We start from the raw sequence: 12,449 nt of genomic DNA on the forward strand, positions 1-12,449 counted from the left end.
TCATCTTTTCTTTTTAAGAGTCACTAAAATAATACGGTTAATAAGATACCAAATGCACCCTACGCCAATGGCGATGGTGTAAGCATACCACTCAAGGGTTTCTTTTTGCGGTTGTAAAAAATATAAACAGAAAAAACCACCCAAAAATAAAATAAGTGCTAGGAAAGAGTGATTTATAAACATCTGCTTTTTTTTAATTTGCTGTTCGCGCTGAAGTTGTTGAACCTGCTCGTCATTTAGCTCTGAAATGTTACTTTCGCAATGTGGACATTGCTTGTATTTATCTGAAATTGATTTTGCACATTTTGGGCAACGAATAATCGCCATACATCTCTCCATACTACGCATAAAAAAAGCGCCTTGCGGCGCCTTTATTGTACTTGTTTTATTTGTTGTTGTCTTTTTTGAATTTAAAGCAATAACAGATAATGTAACTTTCTTTTTATTGGTTTAAACCCGTTTAGCCAATCAAACTTGCAAATACACTGTGTATTAAATTACTCAGGATCTTTAGATTGTTTTTCAAGGCGTTTTTCCCAGAAAGTAGCGTTTTTTATACCTAACTTAATTGGGTCAAAGGTAATTTTACCGCCTTTTTTCTTTTGCTCTTCGTAATCGCTTAAACATAACAGTGCCGGTTTTGCGACAAAGAAAATAGCTAAAATGCCTAAGATGTTGATCCACGCCATTAAGCCTACACCTATGTCACCAATGCTCCAAATATACCCAGAGCTATTAACCATTCCATACGCCACCATAAACATGATCACAAACTTCACAATAACCAGTGGAATACTTCCTTTAAAGTAACGATTTAAGTAAGCAATGTTTGTTTCTGCAATGAAGTAGTAAGCTAAAATAGTAGTGAACGCAAAGAAGAATAACGCAATACCTACAAATGCCTCACCAAAACCGCCAAATACACTAAACAAAGCCATTTGCGTAAATGCTGCAGAGCCTACTTCAGTTGCTGCATCAACATTTTGTACAATAAATTGACCAGCTGGTAGCTCGCCAACAATGTTGTATTGTTGTGTTAACAAAATCATTAGTGCGGTTGCAGTACATACGAAGATGGTATCTACGTACACTGAAAAAGCCTGAACTAAACCTTGTTGCGCTGGGTGGTCTACTTCTGCCGCAGACGCTGCATGAGGACCTGTACCTTGACCCGCTTCATTTGAATATATTCCGCGTTTTACACCCCAGCCAATTGCAGCTCCAAATCCGGCTTGAGCTGTAAAGGCGTCGCTTATTATCATAGCAAAAATATCAGGCACTCTATCGATGTGTAAAAAAACTACGATTAAGGCAAGCACGATGTAGCCCAAAGCCATAAATGGCACAACAATTTGAGTAAAGTTGGCAATACGTTTTATACCACCAAAAATGATAAATGCTAAAACGATAAGAATAATAGCCAGCGCAACTAGCTTAAAGCTACCTACATCGCCAAAGCTGGTCGACACCATAGTACCGTCGCCAAATACTTGAGTAAATGCGTTACCCACCGCATTTGCTTGTACACCGGGTAGGAAAACACCACACGCAACAACGGCAGAAATAGCAAATAAGATAGCTAACCATTTTTGTTTTAAACAACGGTCAAAGTAATACGCTGGACCACCACGGTATTGACCGTTTTCTTCTTCTTTATAAATTTGACCAAGCGTTGATTCAGCGAAGGCTGTACTTGCACCTAAAAATGCAACAACCCACATCCAGAAAATAGCCCCTGGGCCACCAAAACCGATAGCAGCAGCAACACCAGCAATGTTACCAACACCGACTCGCCCCGATAGAGACACTGCAAGTGCTTGAAAAGAAGAAATACCTTTTTCAGATGTGTTAGGACTAAAAAGTAATTTACACATTTCTTTAAAATGTCTGACTTGGGCAAATCGAGTTAATACAGAATAAAACAAGCCCGCGCCAAGGCATAAGTAAATAAGGGCATTACTCCAAACAACATCATTAACAGCGCTTACAAAAGCTTCCATGGATATCCTCTATAGTTATATTTTTTATTATGAATTACGAGACTCTGTTTTAGCTACTCAGAATGCGCGACACAAAACGATTAAAAATCGGGCTTAAATATGCCTACCTTTAATTCGATTGTTATTGATATTAACTTAAGTGAGCTAACTTTGTTAACACTTAATTTTCATATTTACAGATAAAACGTGCGCTTCGACGTATTATTTGAGGGTTATTTAACCAGTATTTGGTTTGTATGAATATGATAGAGGTTTATAGAAAGTAATTTAAATAGACTTCTGATTGAAGGGGTTTATAAAACGATTTTATATATTAATTAATTTTAAGTTTGTGTATAAAAAAGGCATCAATAATTGATGCCTTTTTTCAATACTCTATCTTAGCGTATCTACCACATTAACAATGGCTGCTAACGTGTCTTGACCAAACTGGTACGAGCGACGATCTGACCAGCCGTAATCAGGATCTGGTAAATCGTTATTGTCTTTAAATGGCATTTCAATCGTATATGTAAGCGCTTTAAACTCTTCAGCCGTTGCCGACGATGCAACGGTTAATAGAGCTTGGCCTGGCTCATCTTTCGGGTAACCGTGTTCGTCTTGAAACTCTGGTGTTATTGTTAATAACGCCGCTTTAAAGCTGTCTTCTAAATTTTTAAGTCGCTCATCGTAACTTGGAATACCTTCGCTACCAGCAACAAAGTTATAAGGAATGGCTTCATCACCGTGAATATCAAGGTGCATATCTAAGCCTGTTTCGCGCATTTTATTTAGGACTAAATACACTTCAGGGCTATTTTCCATACTAGGTGTTTGCCATTCGCGATTTAAGTTAACACCTTTAGCATTAGTACGTAAATGACCACGTACACTGCCGTCTGGGTTCATATTTGGCACGATGTAAAATACAGCCTTTGATAACAATGCGGCAGCATGTGGGTCTTCATCATCAAGTAACTTATGGAGTAATCCCTCTACAAACCACTCTGCCATAGTTTCACCTGGATGCTGGCGTGCTGTTACCCAAATTACTTTTTTATCTTCGCTTGGCTCGCCAATTTTTAATACGCTCATATCGCGCCCATCAAGTGTTTCACCCAATGTTTGAAGTTGGCAAGCACCTTGCGTTTGCGCCCACGACAATAAATCTAAATGGCGGTCATAGCTATATGGTGCGAAGTAAGCAAAATAAACACTGCCGCACTCTGGCTCTATTTCAAAACTTAGCGTGCCATTTTCATAGTTTGATGGAACACGAAACCATGTTTGGCGATCGTAAGATGCGACTGCTTGATAGCCTTCCCACCCATCTGGGTATGCTGATTTTTCAAGCTGATTAATATTAAGCTTATGTAATTGGTAAGGCGTTGTTTCTAATCGAAAGTGAAACCACTGATAAAATTCAGAGTTGTGGTCGTTATTAATCTCTAATTGAATATTAAGCGGATCGGTTACATCAATTACCTTGATATTACCACTGTCGAAATTACTACTGATTTTCATGAAAAAACCTTTAATTTGAATAAGCCCATCTGCATTTTAACTCGCAGAACTAACACCACGAATAATACTACTCGCAGTAAATACAGTGTATTTTATAACTGTAACACGCACTGTATTGGAATAAGCAAAGCGTAGCACAAGGCATACACTTTAAAAATGATTGCACATTAAAAAAGCCAGCTAAACGCTGGCTTTTAAATACTACATATACATTAGCGTGGTAAGCTTGGGAATGACACTTCAGCCATATCTCGCATACAACGTACTACTTGGCAGCTATAGCCAAATTCATTATCGTACCATACGTATAATACAATACGATTATCGTCAACAATTGTCGCTTGTGAGTCAACAACACCTGCATAACGGCTACCTACTAAATCGGTAGACACTATTTCTGTTGATGCAGTGTAATCAATTTGGTCACGTAAATCTGAGTGCAGCGCTGTATCGCGTAAAAATGCATTTAGTTCTTCAACTGATGTATTAGTTGCTAAGTTTAAGTTTAAAATAGCAAGCGATACATTTGGCGTAGGAACACGAATAGCGTTACCTGTTAACTTACCTTCAAGCTCTGGCAATGCTTTAGATACAGCTTTAGCTGCGCCTGTTTCAGTTATTACCATGTTAAGCGCTGCGGCACGACCACGACGTTCGGCTTTGTGATAGTTGTCGATTAGGTTTTGATCGTTTGTGTATGAGTGAACGGTTTCAACGTGACCATTATTAATACCAAACTTATCGTTTAACGCTTTTAATGTTGGTGTGATTGCATTTGTTGTACAACTTGCTGCACAGACAATTTTATCTTCAGATAAAATATCTTGGTTATTTACACCATATACGATGTTTTTAATATTGCCTTTAGCCGGTGCTGTTAATAATACTTTAGCCGCACCTTTACACTCTAAATGCTGACCAAGGCCTGCTTCATCTTTCCAAATACCTGTGTTATCAACAATTAACGCATTATCGATACCGTATTGGGTGTAATCAATTTCACTAGGCGAATTTGCATAAATAACCTGAATGTAACTGCCGTTCGCTTTAATCGCGTTGCGCTCTTTATCAATGGTGATTGAACCATTAAATGGACCATGAATTGAATCGCGACGTAATAAACTAGCGCGCTTTTCAAGGTCACCTTCTTTACCACCACGCACAACGATTGCACGTAGACGTAAATCGGCGTAAGGACCCGATTTTTCAATTAATAAGCGAGCAAGCAAACGACCAATACGACCAAAACCATAAAGAACTACATCGCGAGGTTCTTTCACTGTTGAATCGGCTATTTCTGCTAATTCATCTTTAACGAACTCTTCAACTGAACGGCCATTAGCAACGTCGCTGTATAAATAGCTGTATGCAAGCTTACCAATATCAATACGAGCAGAGTTTAATTCCATTTTGCTGATTGCTTCTAAAAACGGGAAGCTTTCACGTAAACGTAATTTTGTGCCTTCAAATTGTGCAACAGTTTTGTGAGATTTAATAATTTCAATAGTGCTGGCATTTACGAGAGGACGGCCATATACAGCGATTTCAATACCACGATTACGGTAAAGTTTACCAATGATAGGTTGCATGCTTTCAGCGTAATCTTGGCGCTCTTGCCAACTATTTGTGTATTCTAACTCGTGAGATGAGGTCATTTTATTTACCTAAGTTTATCATTTTGAACGGATAGCCTTTAAAAGTGCACTATATTTTGAGAGTAATGCACTTCAGGCACGGCTATTCTAATTTAATCTGAAGTTATTCTCTACTGTTAGGCGTTAAATGATTGCGCTAGAATGGCTGCGTAGATATTTATTTGGGGTTTAGGAATGCTAAAAAGAGCAAGTTTACTACTTGGATTACTAACATTAGCGGGTTGTGAAGAACCTGTGACGCTAGCAAAAGTTTGTAAGGAAACACCCGGCTTTTGTTCTGATTTAAACAAAGACAGCCATTGTAAAGACGAGCGTGCTGAAGTTATCTTAAAGCGTTACAGTGAATACAAAGAGCCAACGGATGAAAATAAATATCAATTATTAAAAGAATTTGAAACATACAACCAATGTATAACACTGGCGGCTAAAATTGAGCACATAAAGCTCAAAGCTAAGAAGACGTCTCGCATAGATGGACAACTCACTAGCATTAAAGAAATGACGCGCCTTTATCAAGACACTATTGATACAAATCACCCCGGTTTACTTTATTACCATTGGTCCAGAAACAATAATCAAGGTGCATTAAATAAGCTATTGGCTATAGAAGACGATCCTAGTGTTACACAAAGTGCTGAAATGCAGTTTTTTTTAGCGTCGTATTACATTAAGTTTGATGACGAAAAAACGATTGATTTGCTCTATAAAACGCTAGAGTTAAATCAAAAAGGGCGCATACCCAATCCTGAGGTCTACACATCACTTATCAGCCTGTTTTATAAACATGATAAATTTAAACATGCTTATATATTTTCAAAAGTAGCGCAAATGTCGGGAATCGAAAATATAGATTTATTTGAAATAGAGCAGGAACTCTTAAGTACTGGTAAAAACTTATCTGGACTTGATTCACTTGCCGAGCAAACCTATCAACAAGTATTAGAAGGTGAATTTGTATCACCTAGAGAATTTTAGATAATTATAAACCCCGCTTAAGCAAAGTTAAGCGAGGAATAAATAAAAAGGCAGCTTTCGCTGCCTTTTTTTATTTTGCTTTGCTGGTGCCCACTTCAACACGAGTCTTTAATTTTTGACCCGGTCTAAAGGTGACAACACGACGCGCCGAAATAGGAATGTCTTCGCCTGTTTTCGGATTACGCCCTGGTCTTTCTTTTTTGTCTCGAAGATCAAAGTTACCAAATCCAGAAAGCTTAACCTGCTCTCCTTTTTCTAGCGCTGAGCGGATTTCTTCAAAAAACGCTTCAACTAAATCTTTGGCATCTTTTTTATTGATCCCGAGCTTTTCAAATAGGTGTTCAGCTATGTCGGCTTTAGTAAGCGCCATATCTAGTCCCTCAACGATGCATTAAACTTTTCGGCCAATTCGGCCACCACGTTATCAACTACTAGATTGATATCTTTCTCTTCGAGTGTTCTATCAACCGCTTGCAGTGTTAGAGCAATCGCCAAACTCTTATAATTTGGCTCAATACCTTTGCCCTTATACACATCGAATAAGTTTAGGTCAACCAATTGATTTCCGCCAACTTTTTCTATAGCGTTTAAAATATCACCAGATTTAACGCTGTCGGCCACTAAAATCGCGATGTCGCGACGGTTTGAAGGAAATTTAGACACGCTTTCTGCTTGTGGTAAATTTCTTTTTTCAATTGCTGACATTTCAATTTCAAATACAAAAGTTGCGTTATTGATATCTAACGACTTTTGCGCTTGAGGATGTAATGCACCAAAAAAACCAACCTTTTTACCATCAACATAAATAACAGCTGACTGGCCCGGATGAAGTCCATCTGACTGCTCTGCTTTAATTTCAAAGCGACTTACATCGTTAGTGATCGCAAGTAATGCCTCAACATCGCCTTTTAGGTCATAAAAGTCGACATTGCGCTTTTCTTCAACCCAATGTTCGCCATGAACCAAACCAGTAATAACGCCACCAATAACAGGCACTTGGTATACACCATTTTCTGCATTTTCATCGCTTATAAATTTAAGACCATGCTCAAATAAACGAATACGTGGTTGTTGACGATTTTGGTTGTATGCAACAGACGCCAATAGACCCGGCATTAAGCTAACACGCATTGCTGACATTTCAATTGAAATAGGATGCGGTAGAACAAGTACATCACTTTGAGGATGCAAAATAGCTTGTGCCTTAGGGTCAACAAAGCTGTATGTAATCGCTTCTTGGTAACCACGTGTTACTAACGTATTGCGGAATTTGCTTAGTGCAATGCTCGCTTCGTTATGAGTGGTCATCTTAAGTTTTGCAGTTGGTGCCACATTTGGAATACTGTTGTAACCGTAAACGCGTGCAACTTCTTCTATCAAATCTTCTTCAATGCGAATATCAAAACGGTAACTAGGTATGTCTGCACTCCAGCTCTCATTTTCAACTTTAACATCAAGACCTAAGCGAGTCAGAATATCAGTTACTTTAGCATCATCAATGTGATGACCTATTACGCGGTCTAAACGCGAACGACGCAAACGAACTTCAGTCACCTTAGGTAACTTATCAGCCGCCACGGCTTCTACTACAGGGCCTGCTTGACCACCCACAATTTCAAGCAGTAGCGCTGTAGCACGCTGCATTGCATCGTGTTGTAGAGCAAAATCTACTCCACGTTCATAACGATGTGATGCATCAGTATGTAGGCCGTAACTACGTGCTTGCCCAGCAATTGCTACCGGATTAAAGAATGCACTTTCAAGCAGTATGTCTGTTGTTTTTTCAGTAACACCTGATTGCTCACCACCAAAAATACCAGCAATGGCAAGTGCTTTATCATTATCTGCTATAACGAGTGTAGACTCGTTTAATTTAGCTGTATTACCATCAAGCAGTACTAGTTCTTCATCTGCATTTGCACTACGTACTTTAATGCCACCTTCAATTGCACTTAAATCAAATGCATGCATAGGGTGACCAAGTTCGAGTAATACATAGTTAGTTACATCAACAACCGGATCGATTGAACGTACACCACTACGGCGTAATTTTTCAACCATCCATAACGGTGTTTCTGCATCAAGATTTATACCTTTTATTACACGACCTATGTATCGAGGACATGCATCTTCGTTCACTAGCTCAATTGATACTTTGTCGTCAATCGTTGGAGCAACAGCGGGGATTTCTAATACGTTTACATCAATGCTGTTTAAAACGCCTACTTCACGGGCAAGACCTTTAATACCAAGGCAGTCACCACGGTTTGGTGTCAAATCAACATCAATAATGTTGTCGTCAAGGCTTAAATAGTCACGTAAATCCGCGCCAATGGGTGCATCACTCGGTAACTCCATGATGCCGTCACCTTCTTCGCTAATGCCTAGCTCGTCAAATGCACATAACATACCGTGTGAAGGCTGACCGCGAAGTTTTGCTTTTTTAATTTTGAAATCGCCAGGTAATACTGCACCAACGGTTGCAACCGCGACTTTAATTCCTTCACGACAGTTTGGCGCACCACACACGATATCAAGCAGCTCATCGCCACCTACGTTAATTTTAGTAACGCGAAGTTTATCCGCATCAGGATGTTGACCACATTCAACAACTTCGCCTACTAACACACCATTAAATTTGGCTGCAGCTGGCTCAACGCCGTCAACTTCAAGGCCAGCCATAGAAAGCTGTTCCGACAGAGCTTGCGTATCAATAGCAGGATTAACCCACTCTCTTAACCACTTTTCACTAAATTTCATTTTATTGCTTCACTCTTAACGGAACTGGTTTAGGAATTTTAAGTCATTTTCAAAAAATGCACGTAAGTCGTTTACGCCGTAGCGCAGCATAGTTAGGCGCTCTACGCCCATGCCGAATGCAAAACCGGTGTATTTTTCTGGATCAATACCTACAGACTTAAGAACGTTTGGATGTACCATGCCACAGCCTAGTACCTCTAACCATTTGCCGTCTTTGCCCATCACATCTACTTCAGCTGAAGGTTCTGTAAATGGGAAAAATGATGGACGGAAACGAATTTCCATATCTTCTTCAAAAAAGTTACGCAAAAAGTCATGTAATATACCTTTAAGCTCAGTAAAACTTACATCGGTATCAACCATTAACCCTTCTACCTGATGGAACATAGGTGTATGTGTCTGATCGTAATCGTTACGATACACACGCCCAGGTGAGATGATTCGTAGCGGTGGCTGTTCCGTTTCCATGGTACGAATTTGCACGCCACTTGTTTGTGTACGCAATACTAATTTAGGATTGAAATAAAAGGTATCATGATCAGCACGCGCAGGGTGGTGTTCAGGGATATTTAAAGCATCAAAGTTATGAAAATCATCTTCAATCTCAGGACCTGATTTCACCTCGAAACCTAATTCACCAAAAAAGCTTTCAATACGCTCAATTGTACGTGTTACTGGGTGTAATCCACCTGTAGGCATCACACGCCCAGGTAAAGTAACGTCAATTGTTTCAGCGGCTAGCTTTTCTTCTAGTGCCTTGCTTGCTAAAAGCTCACGCTTGTCGTTAATTGCAGCTTGCACATCTTGCTTAGCCTGATTAATTACCTGGCCTGCTTCTTTGCGTTCTTCAGGAGCAATTTTACCCAGTGTTTTAAGTAAGCTAGTGATTTCGCCTTTTTTACCAAGGTAGTTAACCCTGATCTCTTCTAGTTGCGCGATTTCACTGGCACTGGCTACCGCCTCAAGTGCTTGCGCTAATATATTTTCTAAGTTCATTCGATACCTGATCTTTCACAGAAGGTGATTACAATTTAATTGACTAATGATAACTGAAAGCGGGGTCTAGATTCTAGACCTACTAGAGCTTTAAGGTTGATTTTATAAAGGGAATTGTTAATTTTCGCTGTGCGGCCATAGATGCATGATCTAATTTGTCTAATACATCGAGTAAAGCACGCATATCTCGACTTAGACGCGTTAGTAAAAAGCGTGCACATTCATCGCTTAACTCAAGCCCACGCATGTGTGCCCGCTTAACAAGCGCCTGCGCTTTATCATCATCACTCATTGAACGTATTTGAAAGGTGGTTCCCCAAGTTAAACGAGATTCTAAATCAGGAAGTGAGATATTTAACATATTTGGTAACAGGTCTGCTGTTACAACTAGCATTTTACCGGGTTCGTTAAAGCGATTAAAAAAGTTAAATAGTGCCTTTTCCCAGGCATCGTTGCCTGCAACTAAGTGGACATCGTCTATACACAATACATCAAGCGCTTCCAGTCCATCGAGGACCATAGGCCCAAAATTGATAACCTCTCGCATAGAAAGTAACATGTTAGAAAGGCCACGTTCTTGCGCTTTTATGCACGTAGCGTATAACAAGTGAGACTTACCCGAATCACCCAATCCACACAAGTAAGTATACTGAAATGAATTTGCCAACTCAGAAAAGCTCGCTTTTAGATGATTAACTTCTAATGAGTCCTCACCACCAAAGTACGATGCAAACGTCTCGTCATCTGGCAAAGTAACAGGCAACGCCATTTGCATTGGTTCATGACTTAGCACTATGGTTTTATCCATTGATATTCAAGGCTGTTTTTGTCAACAACGTGATAAAAAGCGCGTGGATCAACGTAATCTTTAAAAGCAGAATCAAGACCTAGCGCTTTTTTTAAATCTGTAACATCGCCTGTATGACTCAGTTTGTATTCAACAAACTCAGTCGTTTTTCGAGCAATCGTAACCTGTGTAACAACACTTAAACTCTGTAAACGTCTCTTAGCTAGTTCAACATCTACAAAATTTTCGGCCCCTTTTAAAGTTAAAATAGCTGAAGCTTGCTCGTAGTATGCATTGGGATCAATTGCATATTCACTTGCTAGCCCTCTAGCTAGTGTATCTATCATTTGACTAACAATTTGTTGTTTATCACCAACTAAACGATTTTCATCAAACAAATCATCATTTGTGAATCGCCAATCTAAAACCCAGTTATTACTGTTATTGTCTTTGTACATTTTGGCCGTAATACTTCTTTCAGCACTATACCGCTGAGACGCCTCTTCTATAGGCCCTGAGAAATTACCCCACACCTCGGGTATTCCTACTAAACGTCTGTCTTGTAAATCCAGTAATGGCACAACAACAGGTAAGCCACGTCTTCGGGCATTATCGTAAATTAATTGTTCAAGCTGTGGATAGCTCTCTTGTGTTACTAGCTCTCTTCGCCAATTATCTTCAATACCTAGCCAAATAGCGACTAACGGACGTTGTGAACCCCATAGAGGTAGACTTAATTCTTTTATAAGCGCATTAATTTTTCGTGCTTCAAATTTAACAATTAATTTTAATTGACCTTCAGTACGCTCATCGTATTCAAATTTAAGCATGTAATCAGAGATATCTTTAGTGCGCTGTTGAGCTAATGGATTTTGATCCGCCGTTTCATCACCACTTACTTTTACCAAAACATTAAGTAAAGCTTTACGGCTTGCCGCTAATCGACTATCTCTTGATTTATCATCAACTTTTAAAATATCTTGATATAGATCAGTGACTTCAACTGCTGAAACAGAAAAACAAATTAAAATGGATATTATGCTTATTAATAATCTATACACTGTATGTTAGTTCTTGGTTTTAAACTGATTTGATCCTAAATCAAAGCAAGTAACAAAGCAAAATTATATTTGTTACTGTGACATATTGATACTTATAGATTAAGCCTCTCATACACTGTTGATTTAATTGAAACTCTAAATTTATAAACAAATTCACTCAGCCAAAAAAAGAGCAGCAAAAGCCAAACCTTCTAAAAAGACATATTCTCTTCAAAGTAAAGCCAACACAAATGTATTAAGTTCTAAAAATATACTAGCTTTTATTAGCTACTGCTGAGGGAAACAGAAAACTGTTTTGTCGCGTCAGCCTCTGAAAGGCTCGCTTTCGCACAGTTTTTTATGATGTATAGGAATACAAATGCCGAGAGCACAGGATGTGCAAGAGCGACCGCTACTGAGTTCGGCATGGGGTCTTGGCTTTTTGCTAAATCACTTTTCTACAGACGTAAAAAAGCCCGACTATTGCTAGTCGGGCTTTGTACAATTTGAAGCCTGTTAATGTCGTGGTGCCCACAGCGGTGGAGAGTCACAGTGAAATGTTGCCTATCATAGGCCAGTGTATTGAATAACCAAAACACTGTTCACAAAGAGGCGCTTTGCTTAGGAGACGCTACGCTTTAGAGAAGGGAATATTGAAGATTACTTTCCTGCAGACGTAAAAAAGCCGCTTCATTTCTGAAGCGGCTTTCTACAATTTGAAGCCTGGTAATGT

At 39.2% G+C, this 12,449-nt stretch carries 10 protein-coding genes; 1 reads left to right on the top strand and 9 read right to left on the bottom strand.

Annotated elements, in window-relative coordinates:
* From PMAN_RS08820 to PMAN_RS08835, 4 genes are all read right to left on the bottom strand, one after another.
* The gene (locus tag PMAN_RS08820) at positions 1–327 is read right to left on the bottom strand and encodes a hypothetical protein (protein WP_008132029.1); all 327 of its coding nucleotides are present in this window, start codon (positions 325–327) and stop codon (positions 1–3) included.
* A 170-nt stretch (positions 328–497) separates the two neighbouring features.
* A complete protein-coding gene (locus tag PMAN_RS08825; RefSeq protein ID WP_008132031.1) occupies positions 498–2,000 on the bottom strand; it encodes an alanine/glycine:cation symporter family protein in 1,503 nt (500 codons plus the stop codon).
* Between the two features lie 375 nt (positions 2,001–2,375).
* Positions 2,376–3,503, bottom strand: a complete 1,128-nt coding sequence (locus PMAN_RS08830; protein WP_010557231.1) for a M14 family metallopeptidase — start codon at positions 3,501–3,503, stop codon at positions 2,376–2,378.
* A gap of 212 nt (positions 3,504–3,715) precedes the next feature.
* Positions 3,716–5,158, bottom strand: a complete 1,443-nt coding sequence (locus PMAN_RS08835; RefSeq protein ID WP_006794496.1) for a glyceraldehyde-3-phosphate dehydrogenase — start codon at positions 5,156–5,158, stop codon at positions 3,716–3,718.
* 174 nt (positions 5,159–5,332) lie between these two features.
* On the opposite strand from PMAN_RS08835, the gene PMAN_RS08840 reads away from it, so the two are divergent.
* The gene (locus PMAN_RS08840; RefSeq protein WP_010557230.1) at positions 5,333–6,133 is read left to right on the top strand and encodes a DUF2989 domain-containing protein; all 801 of its coding nucleotides are present in this window, start codon (positions 5,333–5,335) and stop codon (positions 6,131–6,133) included.
* A 70-nt stretch (positions 6,134–6,203) separates the two neighbouring features.
* Here PMAN_RS08840 and ihfA read toward each other — a convergent pair whose 3' ends face one another.
* From ihfA to PMAN_RS08865, 5 genes are all read right to left on the bottom strand, one after another.
* Complete coding sequence (gene ihfA / locus PMAN_RS08845; RefSeq protein ID WP_002960690.1) at positions 6,204–6,503, bottom strand: integration host factor subunit alpha; 300 nt, start codon at positions 6,501–6,503, stop codon at positions 6,204–6,206.
* Between the two features lie 2 nt (positions 6,504–6,505).
* Positions 6,506–8,893, bottom strand: a complete 2,388-nt coding sequence (gene pheT, locus PMAN_RS08850) for a phenylalanine--tRNA ligase subunit beta (RefSeq protein ID WP_010557229.1) — start codon at positions 8,891–8,893, stop codon at positions 6,506–6,508.
* Positions 8,894–8,908: 15 nt separating this feature from the next.
* Positions 8,909–9,889, bottom strand: a complete 981-nt coding sequence (pheS, locus tag PMAN_RS08855; RefSeq protein ID WP_006794499.1) for a phenylalanine--tRNA ligase subunit alpha — start codon at positions 9,887–9,889, stop codon at positions 8,909–8,911.
* 82 nt (positions 9,890–9,971) lie between these two features.
* Positions 9,972–10,682 (bottom strand): DnaA inactivator Hda, encoded by a 711-nt coding sequence (hda, locus tag PMAN_RS08860; RefSeq protein ID WP_008132045.1) that lies wholly within the window; start codon positions 10,680–10,682, stop codon positions 9,972–9,974.
* A complete protein-coding gene (locus tag PMAN_RS08865) occupies positions 10,682–11,737 on the bottom strand; it encodes a DUF2066 domain-containing protein (protein WP_010557228.1) in 1,056 nt (351 codons plus the stop codon). Before PMAN_RS08865 ends, hda begins: the two co-directional genes overlap by 1 nt.
* Positions 11,738–12,449: the final 712 nt, after the last annotated feature.

The organism is Pseudoalteromonas marina (assembly GCF_000238335.3).
Classification (GTDB): Bacteria; Pseudomonadota; Gammaproteobacteria; order Enterobacterales; family Alteromonadaceae; genus Pseudoalteromonas; species Pseudoalteromonas marina.